This window comes from Shewanella sp. H8, assembly GCF_040285065.1.
GTDB lineage: Bacteria > Pseudomonadota > Gammaproteobacteria > Enterobacterales > Shewanellaceae > Shewanella > Shewanella polaris.
Map to the genome: position 1 here is coordinate 4,148,371 of NZ_CP157213.1, position 22,313 is coordinate 4,170,683.

Consider the following 22,313-nt stretch of genomic DNA (forward strand, 5'->3'; position numbering starts at 1 on the left):
CAAAAGCCCCTTTTGTTGAAATGCAATCTCGCTAACCCATCTATATTTGAATTAACTAATCGATTTATCTATTTCCAATATTCTATACCTGATATTCAGTCGGCAATGTGGTTATTTTTGCCACTCCGGAGTCTATTGCCGCTTGTGACACCGCGCGAGCAACAATCGATAACAATCTTGGATCCATTGGTTTTGGCAACACATATTGTGGACCAAAGCTTAAAGATGACACGTTAGGATAAGCAGCAAGCACTTCAGTAGGAACCGGCTCCTTGGCAAGATTAGCGATTGCATATACAGCAGCCAACTTCATCTCGTCATTAATCACCGATGCACGAACATCTAGTGCACCTCTAAAAATAAACGGAAAGCACAATACATTATTGACTTGATTGGGATAATCACTACGACCGGTACCCATAATTAAATCTTTGCGGATATTGTGGGCTAATTCGGGTCTAATTTCAGGATCTGGATTAGAACAAGCAAAAATAACAGGATTAGGCGCCATTAACGCAATATCGTCAGCGGTTAATAAGTTCGCTCCCGACAAGCCTAAAAATACATCGGCATCTTTAATCACGTCTTGCAACGTACGTTTGTCAGTATTATTGGCAAATAATGCTTTGTACTCATTGATATCTTCACGACGAGTATGGATAACACCTTGTCTGTCGAGCATATAAACATTTTCACGTAATGCACCACATTTAACAATCATCGTCATACACGCAATGGCAGCTGCACCAGCACCTAAACAAACAAATACTGCATCACCAATTTTTTTACCCTGAATTTCGAGCGAGTTTAACATCCCTGCTGCAGTCACAATAGCAGTACCATGTTGATCGTCATGAAATACGGGTATATTACATCGCTTAATGAGCTCTTGTTCTATCTCAAAACATTCAGGCGCCTTGATGTCCTCTAAGTTAATTCCGCCAAAGGTATCAGCAATAGATTCAACGGTATTAATAAAGTCTTCAGTTGTGCGGTGTTTTACTTCAATATCAATTGAATCGATATTAGCAAAACGCTTGAATAGCAGTGATTTTCCTTCCATAACAGGCTTAGAAGCTAATGGACCTAAATTACCCAAGCCCAAAATAGCCGTGCCGTTGGTAATCACCGCAACGGTATTACCTTTATTGGTATATCGATATGCATTTTCAGGATTCAATGCAATTTCTCTAACAGGCTCCGCAACGCCTGGACTATATGCTAAAGCAAGGTCATGGCTTGATTGAGCGGGTTTTGTTAGACAAACAGCCGTTTTCCCTGGCACTGGAAATTCATGATAGTCGAGAGCTTGTTGACGAATATCTGACATTTTATACATCCTGAAATGCGCTAAATTGAAGAAAGATATGGTCAACAGTACACATTAGTTGTGAACTTGATCACCATAGAAAATTTCAACAACAATACGCTAATACTGAGACGATATAAATCAAAAACTTAATAATAGAACCCATTGCAAGCCAAAACATAGGCTACGTTTTATAAAACTAACTAATCCAACATGAATATATATAAATCAATAAGTTAAAAATGTAGGAATATAACAAGATTTAGGTTGGCAATCGGATGTAGGAGTCGTTATTTACAGTTTATTTTGTCTAAATTACAATAAAGTGGATTTTATGGTTTTTGGTATTGTTTATTACTAAAAAATTAGTTTTCTTCTCAGCACAATACTCGTTGACGGTTATTGACCTTTGGAGCGGGATTAGAGATGGGGCAAATAAACCTAAAATCAAAATAGCTCACGTTTTAAGTCAACTCAGCGCAGTTAGCTAGCATAATAAACAACGGCTCAATATTGTTAACAACCTCTAGCTGAAGTTATTCAAATTTAGAACACAAAAAAGGCGCCAAAGGCGCCTTTCTAGAGTAATTGAATTACAATTACTTTTTACCAACCATACCAAAACGCTTGTTAAACTTGTCAATACGACCACCAGTATCAACAACTTTCTGAGTACCAGTGTAAAATGGGTGACATGCACCACATACGTCCAAGTGTAGGTTTTTGCCTGCAGTTGAGTTTACTTTGATGATGTTACCACAAGTACAAGTTGCAGTAATTTCAGCGTAATTTGGGTGTATATCTTTTTTCATTTGGAGTTACCTTAAATTGAAGGCCATGTCGCTCTCCCAACCCGAAGCTGAGCACCACATGTAGTTAATAACGGTACGTTATAGGCGCGATATAGTACAAGGTCTCATATAGACAAACAAGTAGAATTTCTAAACGATACTACAATTTCCGATGTAAACGCTCTAACGCTTCATAAGTTGCTTGGGCTTTAGAAGGACTTTGGTATTGCATTAATATTGGTTTAGATGGGCATTTCAAACTGCGATCAGACATCAGTAAGTAAATTTTATGGCTTGCAAATGCATTCGGATTTGTATCATAAATCGCGAGCATTGCACCAAAAACATTGCTGTGCCATTGCTCTGCATAACGCTCAGCAATTCGCCATAACGTATCTTGGGGAGATTTATCAATAGTACAAATCTTGTCTTTGTTATCGCGCTGTATGTCTACCGTTTTTGTGATGATATTATTGGCTTGGATTCGCTGAGATGATATTTTCGTTTCATGACTAGCCGCTAATAATTTATCACTATCAGACACTTTATTGCCAATTGGATCGATTACTTTATGTGTTATGGCAGCTTTTGGTAACACAGATTGATTAATTAATGATGTTGACACCGCTTGGGACTGACTTTGTTGACTAGCCACTAAGTTATCAAATGTGGTTTTGTCGGCTGCTACATTTTGATAATTTGAAAGCATTTCTACAGATGGACAATCTAATGAACGTCCTCGTTTTAGTAGCCGAATTTTGCCGTGATAAAATGCTGATGGATTAGTGTGATAAAGAGCAAGCATTGCACCATAAATATTGGAACCCCATTGCTTACGATAGCGTACAGCAATATTCCATAACGTATCATCTTGCAACTGACTAATCTTACAATTATTTAATCTTTGTTGCGTTAGCGCGGCTGTAGTGTTTCGACTTGTTGGATCAAGTTTCGATGCCGATAATGCCACAGAGGGTGACTTCATGGTTTTTATCGCAACAGGTTGATGTCGGCTTTGAGTCACGGTTTGGGGAAATAAAGGTACAGGTGAATATTGTAACCATTTAGCATTGCGATATTCAGAAACAATGAGTGCAGCATCTTGATCACGTATTTTTTCAGTACCACTTAAGACAAATACATCACCATCTCGCTGTTCAACATCAAGCTTTTCTAACACAATGTTATCTTGATAAATTTGGCGTAAATAAAAGGTCAGCCGCGATAAATCATCCTGATCAGTGATGATATTCACTGTTAACTTAGGAGATTGTCCGCTTTCAAATGGAATAGTATCAATACTGATATTGCTAATTTGTGCAATGACAATTGAAATACTATCAACTGCCAATAATGCTAATATTGCTAGCACCTTAAAGCTTTTCATTAAATCAATCCTTTAGATTATAAACTGCTTCAGCACAGCGTAAAACACGCTGAAAAACAATGATGTTAAATGCACTTATACACTGGCAAATAAAATGCTCATCCTAAGCTCATCAGGTGGTAATTTATTATTATTGTTTACTTTTTTAAGCTTTTCATCGCGCAAATTATAAGTATTAACAACCGCAACTATATAAACTAACATAACTAGCTGCAACTAATTACTGATAAACAAAAGTAAATACCCGATTAAGCAGCACTGTTTATCACTCATTATGGTTATAACACTTATTTAGCCGCATGCTTTGCTTCGATGACCTCAAATACTTTTCTATCTACTCCTTTATTATTGTATTCAGACAAAATAGCAGTTGATGGGCAATGTAACGGAACATCTTTTAATAATAAGTGAATTCTTTGCTTGGAAAAAGCCGATAAATTAGCCTCAAAAATAGCTAACATCGCACCATAAACGCTGGTATGCCATTGCTCTTTGTAACGGTTAGCTATACGCCATAATGTGTCACTATTATCTCGCTCAATTAAACAATCTACTTGCTGCGTTGCTCCGTCTACCGATGCTATTGCTTGTGTTACTGTTGTTGACGATGGTTGTGATGTTTGCTTATTTTTTTGAGATATAACAGACAATTTCTTTACAGGATTTTCTGCAACTGCTGATGATTGTTGGTTATTTGTATGAGCGGTTAAATTGGCACTTTTAAAAGAATATGGCGCATCAAAAACCGCCACAACGACTAATATAACTGCCTTAGATGGTGTGGCTTGGGTAATAATCAGCTGTGCATTTTTATCACGAATGATATCAGTACCATCCAGTTGCAGTAAAAAGCGGTTAATCATCTGCACACTCAATTTTTGCTGCTTAAATTTACCATTATCTAGCTGACGAACATAGAACCCTAACCGTGACACATCATCAATTTGTGCCACAACATTCACCTTCATTTGCGGTACACTGTTCAATTCAAATTGACGACTATTGATACTGACATGATTCACTTGAGCCATTGCCGTGGTCACATAACCCAATAATCCAAAGGCTAAGATGATGGCCTCAATAAGTCCTTTACGCATATATGTTGCCCTATCTCTTTGATGACACTTAGAGGTAAACTGATCCACAATCCACTATAGAATTGAAAATGATGAAGCCTTATGCCCGTGTTTGTTGAAGTTGCCTTACCCGTTCCATTACGCAGAAACTTTAGTTATCGCGTAAAAGACGAACAGCAAACGGGATTACAAATTGGCCTTCGAGTTAAAGTTCCTTTTGGACCGCAACAGCTCATCGGCTTAATTACAGCTATCACCGATAGCTGTGACTTAGCACCGCAACAAATAAAATCGGTTACCGCTGTATTAGATGATGCCCCATTGTTACCTGATTCGCTATATAAATTAACATTATGGGCAGCCAGATACTACTTTACATCCCAAGGGCAAATGCTCAGCCAAGCACTACCTGTTGCATTAAGAAAAGGCCTTGAAGCAACACCACAAGCAGTGATTGAATATCATTTAAGTGAGCAAGGGCGCAATGCAGATCCAAGCGTACTCAAACGTGCCCCAGCACAGAAAAAACTTTTCCAGTTATTACTTGCAAACCCTATAACTCAAGACGAGTTCACCACCCAAGCATTAAGCAAGCCAGCGTTAAAAGCCTTAGAAGAAAAGCAGTGGATTGAACGCCAGCAAAAGCAACTTAGCCATGATTTAAGCTGGCGTCAGCAATTGGTCATGAATGAGTCACCTCATAAGCTCAACAAGCAGCAAGCTGTCGCTGTTGCTGTGCTCACTCAACAGCAAGGATTCCATTGCACTTTATTAGAAGGCATTACTGGTTCAGGTAAAACCGAAGTCTACCTAACCTTGCTTGAGACTATTTTAAAACAAGGTAAGCAAGCACTGATCCTCGTGCCTGAAATAGGCTTAACACCGCAAACCATTAATCGTTTCAAACGTCGCTTCGAAGTTAACGTTGCCGTGATCCATTCAGGACTCACCGACAACCAACGACTTGAGGCTTGGCGCCAAGCTCGTGTGGGTGAAGCGGCCATTATCATTGGCACTCGTTCAGCACTTTTTACTCCTATGGCCTTTCCTGGATTAATTATTCTCGACGAAGAGCATGACAGTAGCTTTAAACAACAAGAAGGAGTGCGTTATCACGCAAGAGACTTAGCAGTAATGCGCGGTCATCTTGAAGATATTCAAGTGGTATTAGGTTCAGCGACTCCATCGTTAGAAACCTTACAAAATGCACTATCTGGACGTTATCACCACCTTGAACTCAGTGAACGAGCAGGTGCAGCCCAAAAAGTTAAGCAAGGTATTATCGATATTACTTCGCAGCCACTCAAAGCAGGCTTGTCGACATCATTGATTAACGAAATGCGCATGCATCTTGACGCGGGTAATCAGGTGCTGCTGTTTTTAAACCGTCGTGGATTTGCCCCTGCTTTGCTTTGCCACGAATGTGGCCATTTACATGAATGCGACCGTTGCGATGCATTTTTCACCGTACATCAAGGATTAAATGAAATTTGTTGCCATCATTGCGGCAATCAATACGCTATCCCACGTCAATGCCACGAATGCGGCAGCACCATGTTAATGGGTCATGGTTTAGGTACCGAACAGCTGGAACTTGAATTAATAAAGTTGTTTCCCAATTATCCTGTTGTCCGTATTGACCGCGATACTACCCGCCGAAAGGGTTCACTCGAGCAACAATTGCAAGGCATTCATATGGGGAAATATAAAATTTTGGTTGGTACCCAAATGTTAGCCAAAGGCCATCATTTTCCTGATGTCACCTTAGTCGGCTTACTTGATGTCGATGGTGCTTTGTTTAGTGCAGATTTTCGTGCCCCTGAACGTTTCGGCCAGTTATACACTCAAGTATCAGGTCGTGCTGGTCGTGCAGACAAACCCGGCAAAGTACTCCTGCAAACTCATCAAAGTGATAACCCTATTCTACGTGACTTACTCAAACGCGGTTATGGCGAGTTCGCTCGTAGCCAATTGAAAGAACGTCAGCAAGCATTATTACCCCCTGCATGGCACATGGTATTAATTCGTGCAGAATCACATTTAGCTGAAAATGCCGATGCTTTCCTTACGCGCACGAGTGAGCTATTACCACAAGATAAAGACTTTGAAGTGATAGGCCCAATTCCAGCGCCACTTGATCGAAAAGCAGGAAAATACCGACGTCAATTAATACTCCAAGCTAAAAGCCGCCAACGTCTCCAAACCGAATTTGAACGAGTATTAGGCCAAATAGAGCAAATACCGGAAGGTAAAAAATGCCGTTGGAATATAGATCGTGACCCGCAGGATTTAATGTAATTAAGCCGTATTACGGGCAAGCCTATCAAGCTTAAAGCTGCCATAAACTTCACTTAGATTAATATTCAGCATAAAAAACCGATATTTCCGCCAAAGCAGATAGCAATTACCCCCCATAAACGGCTAAAATATGCGGTTCCGTCATGTCATTCATTTAACGAATTAGTGCAAGCAAACGCCCATGAAATCACATATTGAATCTTTACTAGAACAAACCATCGAATCCTTCAAACAACAAGGAATTGTGCCGGCTGATTTTCAAGCTCGCATTCAGGTCGATCGCACTAAAGATAAAAGTCATGGTGACTTAGCGACTAACCTTGCAATGATGCTGACCAAAGTAGCGAAAAAGAACCCGCGCGAATTAGCACAACTGATCATCGACACCTTACCTGCATCATCTTATGTGGCCAAAGTAGAAATCGCCGGCCCAGGTTTTATTAACTTTTTTATCGATGACAATGCGCTAGCTAACCAGCTACAACAAGCGCTAAACGATGACCATTTAGGTGTGGTATTACCCGCAAAACAAACTATCGTTGTCGATTATTCTTCGCCAAACTTAGCCAAAGAAATGCACGTAGGCCACTTACGCTCAACCATCATTGGTGACAGCGTCGTACGCGCACTTGAATATTTAGGCCATAACGTCATTCGTCAAAACCACGTAGGCGACTGGGGCACTCAATTTGGTATGCTGCTGGCGTTAATGGAAGAGTTACGTGCCGCCAATGGCGAACAAGCCAAGATGGAATTGTCTGACCTAGAGAGTTTTTATCGTGCCGCTAAAGTACGTTTTGACGAATCGACTGAATTCGCTACGCGTGCCCGTCAGTTAGTCGTCGCTTTACAATCAGGTGATGAATACTGCAATAAGCTATGGCGCGAATTTAACGACATCTCTTTAAGCCATTGTCATGATGTATATAAGCGTTTAGGGGTTAGCTTAACCCGCGCCGATGTTCACGGCGAAAGCGCCTACAATGCCGATCTAGCTCAAGTGGTTAAAGATTTAGACGCCCAAGGTCTGTTAAGTGAAAGCAATGGCGCTAAAGTGGTATTCCAAGAAGCATATCGCACCAAAGAAGGTGAGCCTCTACCGGTTATCATTCAAAAAGCGGATGGTGGCTACTTATATGCAACGTCAGATCTTGCCGCCATGCGTTACCGCTCAAACGTATTAAAAGCCGATCGCGCCATGTACTTTGTCGATTTACGTCAAGCCTTACACTTCCAACAAGTGTTTAGCCTTGCCAAATTGGCTAAATTTGTTCGCCCTGAAATGTTGCTGGAGCACACTGGCTTTGGCACCATGAATGGTGAAGATGGTCGTCCATTTAAAACCCGTTCAGGCGGTGTGGTTAAATTAGTTGATTTACTTGACGAAGCCGATGTTCGCGCACTTGAACTGGTTCGCAGTAAAAACCCAGATATGGACCAAGAAACACTGACTGAAATCGCTCGCGTAGTCGGCATCAGCTCTGTTAAGTATGCCGATCTATCTAAAAACCGAACCAGTGATTATATTTTCAGTTTTGAACAGATGTTGAGTTTTGAAGGTAATACTGCACCTTACTTACTTTACGCCTACACCCGCGTGGCAGGTATTTTCAAACGCGCAGCAGATATTGATCTTAGCCAGGCTAAGATAGTGCTCGAACATGAAAAAGAAAAAGACTTAGGCACAAAACTGGCACAATTTGGTGAAGTATTAACCCGTATGACAGATAAAGGCTTGCCTCATGTGTTGTGTGGTTACCTTTATGAACTTGCTAGTGAATTTTCAAGCTTCTATGAAGCATGCCCTGTGCTTGCTGCCGAAACCGAAGCGCAAAAGCAAAGCCGTTTGTTGCTATCGCAACTTACAGCTAAAACGTTGAAAACGGGTTTGTCGCTACTCGGCATTGAAACCCTAGAGCGGATGTAATCATGAGTCGTGACTACGCAAATCGCAAACCTCGTTCGGGTACTAAAGCCCGCGCGCCACAACGGAAAAAAGCACCTAAGCGCTCTTTTCCATATTTGGCTGTTTTTGGGGTACTCACATTGATCATCGGTTTCGGCTATTTTTTATGGTCCATTAATGGCAGCTCAGACTCATCAGCCACAACGGAACCAGTTCAACAACCAAAGAAGAAAACAACACAAGCTGTGGTCGCTGAAGCACCGAAAAAAACCGTAAAGAAAGATCCAAATGCATTACCACCGAAACCGCAGGAAGAATGGACTTATTTAAAAGAACTTGAAAATATGCAAGTTGAAGTCGACGTCCCTCAGTCTGGCGTAGTGTCTAGCGGCATCTATCAAATGCAATGTGGCTCATTTAGGCAAGAATCACAAGCAAATGAAATGAAAGCCAGAATTGCCTTCCAAGGTGCAGAGGCGCAAGTGCGTCGCAGTGAAGGAACCAATGGCGTATGGTATCGCGTGGTGTTGGGGCCATACCCAAACAAGCGTGAAGCCGAAACCAATCGTCATAAAATGCAGAGCGCAGGTTTAAATGGTTGTCTCATTTGGTTGTGGGAATAAACAACCTATTATAGTCGTAATGCATAAATCACATCGCCCTGTTCTTTTGAACAGGGCTTTTTATTAAGCATCGCTTGATATCTGCCATTTTGACCCCATATCCTTTTTAACAATCAACAATTGCATTCACCCTAATGACCCCGTTGATGTATTAGTTAAGAGGATTTACCGTGACTACTATCGTATCTGTACGTCGTAATAATCAAGTTGTCATCGCTGGTGATGGCCAAGTGTCTTTAGGCAATACCGTAATGAAAGGTAATGCGCGTAAAGTGCGTCGCCTTTACCACAACAAAGTATTAGCTGGTTTTGCTGGCGGTACCGCCGATGCATTTACTCTTTTTGAGCTTTTTGAAGCCAAGCTCGAAATGCATCAAGGCCATCTATTAAAATCTGCCGTAGAACTTGCCAAAGATTGGCGTACCGACAAAATGCTACGAAAGCTCGAAGCTATGCTGGTCGTTGCTGACCCTGAAACATCATTAATTATTACCGGTAATGGTGACGTGGTTGAACCAGAACATGACTTAATTGCGATTGGTTCTGGCGGAAACTATGCCCATGCATCGGCTTTAGCATTACTGCAAAATACCGAATTAAGCGCAGAAGAGATTGCCGAAAAATCATTAACGATTGCAGGCGACATTTGTGTGTTTACCAACCAATTTAAAACTATCGAAAAGTTAGACTACTAATTCGAGCGTAAAGAAAGGAACCGTTATGTCTGAAATGACACCTCGTGAAATTGTTCACGAACTAGATTCGCATATCATCGGCCAACAAAATGCTAAACGCTCAGTTGCAGTCGCGCTTCGAAATCGCTGGCGCCGCATGCAATTAGAGCCCGAGCTTCGTCATGAAGTCACGCCGAAAAACATTCTAATGATAGGCCCTACTGGTGTCGGTAAAACTGAAATAGCGCGTCGCTTAGCTAAATTAGCTAACGCACCCTTTATTAAAGTCGAAGCCACCAAATTTACTGAAGTCGGTTATGTGGGTAAAGAAGTCGAACAAATCATCCGAGATTTGACTGAGTCAGCGGTAAAAATGACTCGCGAACAGCAAATGAAAAAGTGCCGTCATCGCGCCGAAGAAATGGCAGAAGAACGCATTTTAGATGCCTTATTGCCAAAACCAAAAGATGACTGGGAAACCGACAAAAAAGACGACTCAACCACCCGTCAGGTTTTCCGTAAAAAATTGCGTGAAGGCCAGTTAGACGATAAAGAAATCGAAATCGACGTTGCTGCGCCTCAGATTGGCGTAGAAATTATGTCGCCTCCAGGCATGGAAGAAATGACCAATCAGCTACAAGGTTTATTTCAAAATCTAGGTCAGAGCACGTCTAAGCGTAAAAAGCTTAAAATTAAAGATGCTTATAAGCAGTTAGTTGAAGATGAAGCGGCAAAATTAGTCAATCAAGAAGACTTAAAAGAACAAGCCATCGAGCTAGTTGAACAAAATGGTATTGTGTTTTTAGACGAAATTGACAAAATTTGTAAGCGCGGCGAAAGTTCAGGCCCCGATGTATCTCGTGAAGGGGTACAACGTGACTTATTGCCATTAGTGGAAGGTTGTACCGTAACCACTAAACACGGCATGGTGAAAACCGACCATATTCTGTTTATTGCTTCTGGTGCATTCCAGATGTCTAAACCCTCAGATTTAATTCCAGAGCTTCAAGGTCGTTTACCTATTCGTGTTGAATTAGACGCCCTTACCGCTGCCGATTTTAAGCGTATTCTCACAGAGCCATTTGCCTCACTCACTGAGCAGAGTATTGCACTAATGAACACTGAAGGTGTGACTATAGAGTTTACTGAGTCGGGTATTGATCGCATTGCAGAAGCCGCATGGCAAGTGAACGAGCGTACTGAAAATATTGGTGCTCGCCGGTTGCATACCGTGATGGAAAAATTAATGGAAGATATTTCCTATGATGCTTCTGAAAAATCAGGTTCAACTTATATAATTGACGCAGATTATGTCAACGACCATCTAGATACCTTGGTACAAGATGAAGATCTAAGTCGCTTTATTTTATAATCGATTCAATGGCCATTTATGTTAGATAAATGACCATTAGAAATCGCCAGCAGATATCACGAACTGGTATAACAAAAATGGGATTAACGCGCGTATGATGATAATCTGCGATTTAGCGTTAATCCTTTTTTTATAGGTGATCCAATGACACAAGCAACACCTAACGTGACTGGCGTTAAACTTAAACGCCAATCTAAGTTACTCGAAGTGACTTTCGACAACGACCAGACTTACAACATTAGTTGTGAAATGCTGCGGGTGTTCTCGCCCTCTGCAGAAGTACAGCGTCATGGCGACCCAATATTAGTGACTCATAAGAAAGCCGTTAATATTAAAGCGCTCGAACCTGTAGGCCACTACGCGGTAAAAATCACCTTTGATGATGGTCATGATACTGGTTTGTATTCTTGGCAAGTGCTTTATAACTTGTGCAGTAATCAGGCTGAATTATGGCAACAGTATTTAGCAAGATTGCGTGCGGAAAAGGGTTCACGAGAAGCATTGATTGATATGAATATTAAGTATTCATAATTCGTTACTTTTTAACGATAGACGTTCATTTCAACACCATATTTGCATAACTTTACGCATCACTATCGGCAATTGACATTGAGAAGATTATATTAAGTAATAACCTTCACTTGTACCGAGGTGTGTATGAAAAAGTCAATTCAACTTCCGGTGATTAAAATGCTATTGGTGGGATTCGCAATGATAAGCTTGAGTGCTTGCGCCCCACTATTTCACAATGGACATGCCAAAGCTCTGACGAATAAGACGGCAGTAACTAAAGTGGTCGTTGTTAAACCAGCGGCATATCGCGTCGTTAATGTTGATAGCGTTCTTAGAAAGGATGTGGTCATTATTCAAAAACGTTAAATGACTCTACTATAAATGCCAGCTATTTTGCTGGCATTTTTGAATAATGGGTATGGTTCGCGAGTGTTAACAATGGCCTGCGGCCACTAACGTCGTGGCGCTTCGCCCACACCAGATTAACATCGCAAGGTTCCACCCTGCACGGGCCAAAAACTTTTTTAAGATATGGCCTGCGGCCACTAACGTCGTGGCGCTTCGCCCACACCAGACTAAGAGGAAACCAACGGCTGTTCCCTCTTAGAACTCCCAGCCGCCCGCAACATTTTCTGAACAGCGAAAAGGTCGCCATGGGGATTGATCCAGCTTTTGACCTCATTTTCGTGTTCTTCGGCTTTATTCGAAAATGCTAACGCTTCCGATGGTACATCCTGTACCGCGAAAGCTAGCCTGACGTCCAGTCAGGCTCACGCTATTTTCTTCAACGGCCTCAAGTTCAGTGTTACATCATGCCCATTACAAGCAAGGCATGTAACCCATTTTTGCCCCATTATGTTTTTAGATTATGGCCTGCGGCCACTAACGTCGTGGCGCTTCACCCACACCAGACCAAGAGGAAACCAACGGCTGTTCCCTCTTGGAACTCCCAGCCGCCCCGCAACATTTTCAAACAGCGAAAAGGTCGCCATGGGGATTGATCCAGCTTTTAACTTTATTGGGTAACTGCCTCAGCCTTATTCGAAAATGCTAACGCTTCAGATGGGGCGTCCCTTCCCCTCTAAAGCTAGCTCGCCATCCATGGCTAGCTCACGTCATTGTCTTCAACGGCCTCAAGTCCAGAGTTGAATTTAGACTATTGTAAGCAATATACGTAACTCATTTATGCCCCAAACCTTGTTAGTCATATAATAAACTACGTTGTGTCGCTTCGCCCCTAATCTTTTGCAAAAAGTGATGAGAGGAAAACAACAGTATTTCCCTTTTCGATTAACTTTTTGAGAGTCTTGCTGCCCTTGTAAAATAGCTCTTACAATGTGAACTAGTCTCAAGCTTTAGATCAAAATAGCTTTACACATTCGTTCACTTCAAACGGAGATCTTCGAGTCAGCAGTTTTTTGTATAGCTAAATAAAAAGCCACTCTTGTATACATTTTAATACTCTATTTGAATAGATGTAAGAAAGAAGTCGTGAGTTTGGCTTGCAATCGAGGACAAGGGTTACCAAGGAGATGTTCACTTGTAAGTATTTTGAACAAAAATAGAATACAGTGGACTAAAAGAAGACATCTAATTTTAAAATGGAGTTTAAGTTGCTAAAAATCAGATCATTAATCCTCGTGAGTGTGTTTATTGTTATTTCTACATTTCGCCCAGATGCTATTGCTGATCCTAGCCAGTTTGACATTGATAGTATTTTTTCCGAATGGGAACAAGTTGACCAGCCAGGCGGCACTGTAGCAGTTATTAAAGAAGGTAAACTCATTTTCAGTAAAGGATATGGCTTAGCCAATATCGAGCACTCAGTCCCTAATACTCCAACCACCGTTTTTAGAATTGCATCTACCTCAAAACAATTCACAGCAGCGACTATCCTCCTATTAGTTCAGCAACAAAATTTGAATTTAAACGATTCGCTCTACTCTTTCTTTCCAGATTTTCCAGATTATGCAAAAGACATCACCATAAGACATTTGCTCCACCACACTAGTGGGGTTAGAGATTATTTTAACCTTAAAGAGTTAAAAGGTTTTCGAACTGATGATTACTATGATGATGCAGAGGTCATGGGGTGGTTGACTGCTCAACCATCACTTAATTTCAATCCTGGGGAGGAGTTTTTATACAGTAATTCAGGTTATTGGTTACTTGCACAAATAGTGCAAAAGGTAACGGGAGTTTCAATGGCCTCATTCGCTGACAATGAAATCTTTAAGCCTCTGAAGATGCACAATACGCGGTTTCATAATAATCATAACCGTATTGTGAAAAATAAAGCCTATGGATATACCCCCTTCTCTGGACCTGAATTCGAAATTAACATGTCAACATTAGATCTTATTGGTGATGGCGGCATTTTAACTACTGTAGAAGATTTAAAAAAATGGGACGATGAGTTTTATCAACAAAAAGTGTTTGATAAAAACTTTTGGGAAAAAATGACAACCGTTGGAACGCTCAATAACGGTGAGCAACTTGATTATGCTTCTGGGCTTCGTATAAGTGATTATAAAGGGCTTAAACAGATAGACCACGCAGGGTGGTTTGGCGGTTTTAAGTCGAATCTGATTAGATTTCCAGAGCAAAAATTTTCAGTCATTGTCCTAGCGAACAGAGAGGATGCTTATTCAACTGGTTTAGCACGCCAAGTTGCTGATCTATATTTAAATCAGTTCTACAAAAAAGAAGTTGAAAGTGCGCCGCAGTTTATTGAACTTAACGCAGATCAGCTAAAGAATTTTTCTGGTCACTATTGGAGTGAAGATAGAAGTGATTCACGTCATGTGTATATTAAACAGGGAAAGTTAAAGCTATCACCAGCCCCCGAACGAGAATATGATTTAGCCCCTCTTTCCGAAAAGCAGTTCAAGCTAATGGGTGTGTCTGCTAACGTCATTATGACTTTTATGCCTAAAAGTAATCAAATGTCAGTCTCGGTAAATGGTCGGGATCCCTTTATATGTGATGAGTACACACCAGCCAATTACAACGGCGACCAATTAGCCCAATTTACGGGGAATTTTTACAGTGAAGCATTAATGGTCAATTACCACATCAAGATAATTGACGGTGAGCTACAGCTTCATATAGGTAACAGTCTGGTATCTAAGCTTGATGCAGTGCAACAAGATATGCTGGTCAGTCGCAACCTTGGTATCATCCATATAGAAAGAAACCCCGAAAGCGTAATTACTGGGTTCAAGATGTCCTCAAATCGAGTTAAACATGTCCAGTATAAAAAAGTGTTGGCTGAATAGTCGAGCTCAATGCTTGCAATAGAAAAAGCATCTAATAATCAATTGCTTACAGCTAGAATTAAAAGTGCTTCAGTTCTAACAAGCTTTGGTTAAAGTACGTCTGAGGGGATCAACCTAAGACGTTTCTGTCCATAAATGAGTTAGATTCCTCGATTGAACAGCCAAAATTCAACTCTGAACTTGAGACCGTTGAAGAAAATAGCGTGAGCTGGCCATGGCCTCTCTCGCACATCCATGTGCTTCAAGGCATTCAGACATCCGATCTATCAGAGCCCGCTAGCTTTCGCGGTACAGGTCGTTCTTTGGCGTCCTGTCATTACGACATTCGTGAATCCATTCACATCAGATGTACCATCGGAAGCGTTAGCATTTTCACTCTTTATTAATAAGATGGACCGAAGCAGCATACAAATAAAGTTAAAAGCTGGATCAATCCCCATGGCGACCTTTTCGCCGCTATTGTTTTGTAAATAGCGAAAATGTTGCGGGGCGGCTGGGCTAATTCTTTTAAAAAAAGTAAAGAGGGAACAGCCGTTGGTTTCCTCTTGGTCTGGTGTGGGTGAAGCGCCACGACGTTAGTGGCCGCAGGCCATAAGCACAAGGAAAACAGATATGGCTGATTTTCGAATTGGTTTTAGCCGTTAGTTTCCTCTTGGTCTGGTGTGGGCGAAGCGCCATGACGTTAGTGGCCGCAGGCCATATCTTAATACACTTTTGTCTAAAAATAAGTTACTAACAACATGATTTTACACCAAATAAAAATGCCAGCATTTCTGCTGGCATTTTTGATCAACTGTTAACTAGTTTAAGCTTATAGCGCGGCTTGGAAAATCACGCTGTCGGCTTTCTTAGTGTAAGAATCGATTTGGTCGAAGTTCAAGTAACGGTAAGTGTCAGCTGCAGTTGCATCTAATTCTTTAGCGTAGTTTTGATACTCTTCTACTGAAGGTAAACGACCCAATAACGCTGCTACTGCTGCTAACTCAGCTGATGCTAAGTAAACGTTTGCGCCAGTACCTAAACGGTTAGGGAAGTTACGAGTTGAAGTTGATACTACAGTAGCACCTTCTGCAACACGTGCTTGGTTACCCATACATAGAGAACAACCAGGGATCTCGATACGTGCGCCAACACGACCGAAGATGGCGTAATAGCCTTCTTCCGTTAATTGATCGCGATCCATCTTAGTTGGTGGTGCAATCCATAAACGAGTCGGTAATGTTGTAGCAAACTTTTCTAACATCTTACCGGTCGCACGGAAGTGACCGATGTTTGTCATACAAGAACCAACAAACACTTCGTCAATCTTAGTTTGTGCAACACTTGATAATAATACTGCATCATCAGGATCGTTTGGTGCACAAAGGATTGGCTCTTTGATGTCGTTTAAGTCGATTTCGATAATTTCAGCATATTCTGCATCTTTATCAGCTTTCATCAACTCTGGGTTAGCAATCCATTCTTCCATCGCTTTAATACGACGTTCAATCGTACGACGATCGCCATAACCTTCTGCAATCATCCACTTTAACATCACGATGTTAGAGGTTAGATATTCGATGATAGGCTCTTTGTCTAGCTTAATGCTACAACCTGCCGCTGAACGCTCAGCAGATGCATCAGATAATTCGAATGCTTGTTCAACTTTAAGTTTTTCAAGACCTTCGATTTCTAATACGCGGCCAGAGAAAGCATTGATCTTGCCTTTCTTCTCAACCGTTAGCAGACCCATTTCAATTGCTTTTAATGGGATAGCATGGACTAAATCACGTAAGGTAATACCAGGTTGCATTTCGCCTTTAAAGCGCACTAGCACTGACTCAGGCATATCAAGAGGCATGACACCTGTTGCAGCAGCAAATGCCACTAAACCAGAACCCGCTGGAAATGAAATACCAATAGGGAAACGAGTATGTGAATCACCACCAGTACCTACGGTATCAGGTAATAACATACGGTTTAACCACGAGTGAATAACCCCGTCACCTGGACGTAAAGCAACACCACCACGGTTCATAATGAAATCCGGTAATGTGTGGTGAGTCGTAACATCAACAGGCTTTGGATAAGCCGCAGTGTGACAGAATGACTGCATGGTTAAATCAGCACTAAAGCCTAAACATGCTAAGTCTTTTAACTCATCACGTGTCATAGGGCCGGTAGTGTCTTGTGAACCAACAGAAGTCATCTTAGGTTCGCAGTATTGACCAGGACGAACACCTGATACGCCACATGCTTTACCAACCATTTTCTGAGCTAAAGTAAAACCTTTATCAGAAGCGGCGATGTCTTGTGGACGAACGAATACTTTCGATGCTTCAAGACCTAAGGTTTCACGCGCACGGTCAGTAAGGCCACGACCAATGATCAACGGAATACGACCACCAGCACGAACTTCATCTAACAATACTTCAGTTTTTAATTCGAACGTAGAGATGACTTCATCAGTGCCACCACGTTTAACAACACCTTCATAAGGGTAGATATCGATAACATCACCGGTATCCATTTTATCAACGTTTAGTTCGATCGGTAATGCACCTGCATCTTCCATGGTGTTGAAGAAAATAGGCGCAATTTTGTTGCCTAGACAGAAGCCACCAGCACGCTTGTTAGGAACAAAAGGAATGTCATCACCCATAAACCATAACACTGAGTTAGTGGCAGATTTACGTGAAGAACCCGTACCGACAACATCACCAACGTAAACTAAAGGATGACCTTTACCTTTTAACGCTTCGATTTCTTTGATTGGACCCACAACACCTGATTCATCAGGCACAATACCGTCACGCGCATTTTTTAACATTGCTAATGCGTGTAATGGAATATCTGGACGAGACCATGCATCTGGCGCAGGAGACAAATCATCAGTGTTGGTTTCACCAGACACTTTGAAAACAGTTAATGTAACTTTGTCAGTCAATTTTGGACGATTTAAGAACCAATCTGCATTGGCCCAAGCTTCAACCACTTGCTTAGCAAAATCATTACCCGCTTGCATTTTTTCAACAACATCGTGGTATGAATCAAACATCAACAAGGTATTAGACAGTGCTGTAACGGCTAAAGGTGCCAATTTAGCATTGTCTAGTTGGTCGATTAACGGCTCAATGTTGTAACCGCCTTGCATAGTGCCAAGCAGTTTAACAGCGTGTTCTGTGCTTAATATTGGAGATGACACTGTGCCTTTAGCGACAGCATCAAGGAAAGCGGCTTTTACATAGGCAGCTTCATCTACTCCTGGTGGAATACGATTTTCGAGCAAGTCGAGGATGAATGCCTCTTCACCTGCTGGTGGTGTTTCAAATAACTTAACCAGTTCAGCCACTTGTTGTGCATTTAATGGCTTAGGGACTACACCCTCTGCAGCACGTTCTGCGACGTGTTTACGATATGCTTTTAGCACGGCAACATTCCTCTTTGTTTGACGCCTAACGGCGAAACTCAACGTCATTATGATTACGCTGATAATTCCACTGGTTCGGGCTTGAAATCCGACCTCCAGTATACTACAGCTTTACAAAAGTATGAATCAGCTCACACTATCGGAGGTATGAAATCAACGCGATTTATCAACCTAACAATCAATTTAGCGGGAAGTTAAATAAATTAAAATTAGACAATAGTTTGAAATAGCCTAAAAAACACTTAAATACATTAACTTACGCAACACCCACTGATTAAACTATACACAATGAAATATCCACTTTTTTAAATGAAATATTTTTTAAAAAAGTCTGTTTTGATTGTGTCTCATCAGCAACAAAGTAATAATTAACGCTAAAGGTTATGCCGTTTATGGAGCCAGTATTGTGTCGACCCAAATAAAAGCCGTTATTTTTGATATGGATGGAGTATTAATTGATTCCGAACCCGTTTGGCAGTTAGCCGAGCAAACTGTACTAAATAGTTTTGGGTTAAATCTCAGCCTCGAAGAAATAGAACAAACTACTGGCTTGCGCATTGATCATGTAGTTAGCTATTGGTACCAACGTTTTCCTTGGCCAAATTACGACAACACAGCCTCGGCAAATAAAATTGTTAATGAAGTTATCGCCCAAATCAATGCCAATGGTGAACCGATGCGAGGTGTCATTGAGTCGCTAGACGCCTGTAAACGTTTAGGGCTTAAAATAGGGTTAGCAACATCTTCGTCGTCATTAATTATTGAAGCTGTGCTGCATAAACTGGCCATAGGCCATTATTTTGATGCGATTGAATCTGCTGAAAATCTAGAGTATGGCAAACCACATCCAGAAGTTTATTTGAATTGTGCTAAAGGGCTTGGCGTGCCACCGAGTCAATGCATCGCTATTGAAGACTCGTTTAATGGTTTAATTGCCGCACGAGCAGCCAGTATGCAAACCGTGGCGATTCCTGCACCTCATACCGTCAATCAAACTAAATGGGTTATTGCACATCATCAGTTGGCGCATGCAGGATTACTACCTGCGCTGCTAGAGCGGAATACGTCCTGCTAGGTTCTAGGTCGCTGCGCTGCTAAGATTTAATAGCCTCTGCAACGTCCTAGCTTCTAGGCTTTTAGCTTGTATAGCCTCTAGCAGCGAAGCGCTCTAGCATCTAGACTTTTTTAGCTCGTATAACCTCTAGCAGCGAAGCGCTCTAGGCTTATAGCTTGTATAGCCTCTAGCTGCGAAGCGTTCTAGCAACTAGGCTCTTAGCTTGTATAGCCTCTAGCAGCGAAGCGCTCTAGCCACTAGGCTTATAGCTTGTATAGCCTCTAGCCTAAAAGTTTTTACCCACAAATAAATAGAATGCTGTTTCACCGCTGTCAGTAAAACCAAACCCTAATGCCGCAGGGCCCCAGTCAGTATCAGTACCTAAATACAAACTGCTGGCAAAAATCAAATCGTCTAAATCCACATCATCACGATCAAACCACACATTACCAGCTTCAAGGCTTGTGCCTAAATACAAAGGTAAATCGGTGATCAATACGTCACGGCCAAGATCATATTGATAAATCACTGCGCCAAATACTTTATGAGCGCCTGCTAGGGTATCTTTACGATAACCAGACAAGTTTAAGAACCCGCCTAAATCGGCAACGTGTAAGGTAAAGTCACCATCATTTTCAACAGTAGCCAACTCCATTTTGCCCACAATGGCATGGTTGCCGAGTTTTAATGCACCCTTCCAATCCGCCTCAAATTGCCAAGCGAGATCGTCACTAAAGGTTGTATCGACATTAGTTAATCCGCTGTACGATTCATCTCGAAAATAACTGACAAAGGTAATTCGATTTCCTTCTGTTGGGAAACTAATACTGTTTAAATTGTCATAGGCAATTTTAAAATAACCGCCGGTTGAATGATAACTAAGTGAATCAACCGAACCAAACTCACTGCTGACTCGCCCATCTTCCGCAACAAAGCCTAGTTCGATAATGCCATCTGAATTAAAATTATAACCCGTACCTAAAACAATTTGAGCCACATTATGTTCGAGCTCAACATAACTGCCATCTTGATTAAACAAATCCCAATCTTTCATTTCATATTGGAATCTCGCTAGGCTATAAAATGTTTGATCACGATCTAATGGTTGATAAAATTCCGTCGCGACTAATTTTTTAAACCCTAGTTCTAATTCGTTACGCCACTCTCCGCCATTTTCAGTTAAGTCGGTCATGGTATACGCTAGACTTAATGTAATCGCTGAGTCGAGAGTGAAGTCATCTTCCCAGTTAAAACCTGCTTGGAAATAATTCGGACCCCATGATTTTGCTTTGGTGGTAATCGTTAAAATTCGGCCTTGTTCAACATCTTCAAATTCGGCATCGACACGCTCAAATTTATTCAGCGAATACACACGATTAAGGGCGGAATCTAATTCATCTTTACTGAGTGCAACCCCTTCGACAATCCCTAAGCGATCTCGCAATAATTTCTCACTGACTTTTGACTGGTTATCGAAGGCGATTTTATAAATGGGTTTTTTAAGAGGATCTACCCACAATAAACTTTGTTGTAATTTACTCGCTTGGTAAGCCAAATAATCGTGTTCACTAATCCCAAGCGGCTCTAACTTCACCAACTCTAATATGGCGGCATCTTCACCTAATTTAAGTGCTAATGGCATGATTGAAAAATCGGTAGTACTTAAGCTATCAATGGCTGGACGAATTAAAATATCGCCAGACGTCAGTAAGGTTTTTTGGCGGGCGGTACTGGCTTGAGTCAAAATAGTAGAAAGTTGTTCTAGCACAGCAATGGTACTGTCTAAGTTTTCTTGTTTAGTCAATGCAGAACCAATATCAACTGCAATAATAATATCTGCGCCCATGGCTTTCACTACATCAATAGGCATATTGTTAGCAATCCCGCCATCAACGAGTAAACGACCATTAATCAATGCTGGTTGCAATGCTCCTGGTACAGTGGCTGAGGCTTGCATTGCTTGTACTATACTGCCGCTTGATAATACCACCGCTTCGCTGGTTGCTAAGTCAGTTGCTACAGCCCGATAAGGAATAGCCAACTCATCAAAGTCGCCAAACTGTTCAACTAATCCCGTTGAATGACGCAGTAACTGCGACATGCTTTGGCCACGCAACAATCCGCTTGGCGACGTTAAGCGATTATCGTTGTAGCCAACCGTAAGAGGGATATTAAATTGATCGCGCTGTTGCTTGTCTCGGTAACTTAATTTGTCACGAGGAATGGTATCGGAATAACCTTTTGACCATTGGCCATTAAGCATTAATTCTTCAATTTGATCCGCGTTATAGCCCAGCGCATACATACCGGCGACGTATGCACCAATACTGGTACCAGCGATATAATCTACTGGGATATGATACTTTTCTAATACTTTCAACACACCGATATGTGCAGCACCTTTTGCACCACCACCACTGAGCACTAAGCCAATGGTAGGTCTTTCTTTAGCCGTTTTTTTAGCCGCATGTACAGGTTGTACTACCAAGCTAAAGCAAATACAGCTAGCCAAAAACCAAGTAAACAAGTTAAGGCGCAAAATTTGTTGCATAAATCATTCCGAAAGTAAGTAAAAACGACTCATTCTAACAAAATTTAACCAATACCTATACTAGTGAATGGC

At 41.4% G+C, this 22,313-nt stretch carries 15 protein-coding genes; 9 read left to right on the forward strand and 6 right to left on the reverse strand.

The window, feature by feature from the left end; translation table 11 throughout:
* Positions 1-82 precede the first annotated feature (82 nt).
* From ABIS04_RS18060 to ABIS04_RS18075, 4 genes are all read right to left on the reverse strand, one after another.
* Positions 83-1,330, reverse strand: a complete 1,248-nt coding sequence (locus ABIS04_RS18060) for a malic enzyme-like NAD(P)-binding protein (protein WP_350431982.1) — start codon at positions 1,328-1,330, stop codon at positions 83-85.
* A gap of 578 nt (positions 1,331-1,908) precedes the next feature.
* Positions 1,909-2,121 (reverse strand): 50S ribosomal protein L31, encoded by a 213-nt coding sequence (gene rpmE / locus ABIS04_RS18065; protein WP_137224746.1) that lies wholly within the window; start codon positions 2,119-2,121, stop codon positions 1,909-1,911.
* Between the two features lie 139 nt (positions 2,122-2,260).
* Positions 2,261-3,487 carry a FimV/HubP family polar landmark protein gene (locus tag ABIS04_RS18070; RefSeq protein ID WP_350431983.1) on the reverse strand — a complete coding sequence of 409 codons (1,227 nt, stop codon included), beginning with the start codon at positions 3,485-3,487 and terminating at the stop codon, positions 2,261-2,263.
* Between the two features lie 287 nt (positions 3,488-3,774).
* A complete protein-coding gene (locus ABIS04_RS18075; RefSeq protein ID WP_350431984.1) occupies positions 3,775-4,584 on the reverse strand; it encodes a FimV/HubP family polar landmark protein in 810 nt (269 codons plus the stop codon).
* 81 nt (positions 4,585-4,665) lie between these two features.
* On the opposite strand from ABIS04_RS18075, the gene priA reads away from it, so the two are divergent.
* From priA to ABIS04_RS18115, 8 genes are all read left to right on the forward strand, one after another.
* Positions 4,666-6,861: a primosomal protein N' gene (priA, locus tag ABIS04_RS18080; protein WP_350431985.1), complete on the forward strand. Its 2,196-nt coding sequence runs from the start codon at positions 4,666-4,668 to the stop codon at positions 6,859-6,861.
* Between the two features lie 181 nt (positions 6,862-7,042).
* Positions 7,043-8,788 carry an arginine--tRNA ligase gene (gene argS, locus ABIS04_RS18085; protein ID WP_350431986.1) on the forward strand — a complete coding sequence of 582 codons (1,746 nt, stop codon included), beginning with the start codon at positions 7,043-7,045 and terminating at the stop codon, positions 8,786-8,788.
* Between the two features lie 2 nt (positions 8,789-8,790).
* Entirely contained in the window at positions 8,791-9,390 is a 600-nt protein-coding gene (locus ABIS04_RS18090; RefSeq protein WP_140235327.1) for an SPOR domain-containing protein, read from the forward strand.
* Positions 9,391-9,560: 170 nt separating this feature from the next.
* Positions 9,561-10,085, forward strand: a complete 525-nt coding sequence (gene hslV / locus ABIS04_RS18095) for an ATP-dependent protease subunit HslV (protein WP_137224734.1) — start codon at positions 9,561-9,563, stop codon at positions 10,083-10,085.
* A gap of 25 nt (positions 10,086-10,110) precedes the next feature.
* Positions 10,111-11,436, forward strand: coding sequence for an HslU--HslV peptidase ATPase subunit (gene hslU / locus ABIS04_RS18100; protein WP_137224732.1), 1,326 nt, complete (start codon positions 10,111-10,113; stop codon positions 11,434-11,436).
* A 144-nt stretch (positions 11,437-11,580) separates the two neighbouring features.
* A complete protein-coding gene (locus ABIS04_RS18105; RefSeq protein WP_137224730.1) occupies positions 11,581-11,967 on the forward strand; it encodes a gamma-butyrobetaine hydroxylase-like domain-containing protein in 387 nt (128 codons plus the stop codon).
* Positions 11,968-12,093: 126 nt separating this feature from the next.
* Entirely contained in the window at positions 12,094-12,315 is a 222-nt protein-coding gene (locus tag ABIS04_RS18110; protein ID WP_350431988.1) for a hypothetical protein, read from the forward strand.
* 1,274 nt (positions 12,316-13,589) lie between these two features.
* A complete protein-coding gene (locus ABIS04_RS18115) occupies positions 13,590-15,227 on the forward strand; it encodes a serine hydrolase domain-containing protein (RefSeq protein ID WP_350431989.1) in 1,638 nt (545 codons plus the stop codon).
* A gap of 811 nt (positions 15,228-16,038) precedes the next feature.
* On the opposite strand, the gene acnB is transcribed toward ABIS04_RS18115, so the two are convergent.
* Positions 16,039-18,636 carry a bifunctional aconitate hydratase 2/2-methylisocitrate dehydratase gene (gene acnB, locus ABIS04_RS18120; RefSeq protein ID WP_350431990.1) on the reverse strand — a complete coding sequence of 866 codons (2,598 nt, stop codon included), beginning with the start codon at positions 18,634-18,636 and terminating at the stop codon, positions 16,039-16,041.
* A gap of 403 nt (positions 18,637-19,039) precedes the next feature.
* Here acnB and hxpB point away from each other — a divergent pair, with 403 nt between their 5' ends.
* The gene (gene hxpB / locus ABIS04_RS18125; protein WP_350433472.1) at positions 19,040-19,711 is read left to right on the forward strand and encodes a hexitol phosphatase HxpB; all 672 of its coding nucleotides are present in this window, start codon (positions 19,040-19,042) and stop codon (positions 19,709-19,711) included.
* Between the two features lie 265 nt (positions 19,712-19,976).
* On the opposite strand, the gene ABIS04_RS18130 is transcribed toward hxpB, so the two are convergent.
* Positions 19,977-22,241 (reverse strand): patatin-like phospholipase family protein, encoded by a 2,265-nt coding sequence (locus tag ABIS04_RS18130; RefSeq protein ID WP_350431991.1) that lies wholly within the window; start codon positions 22,239-22,241, stop codon positions 19,977-19,979.
* Positions 22,242-22,313 lie beyond the last annotated feature (72 nt).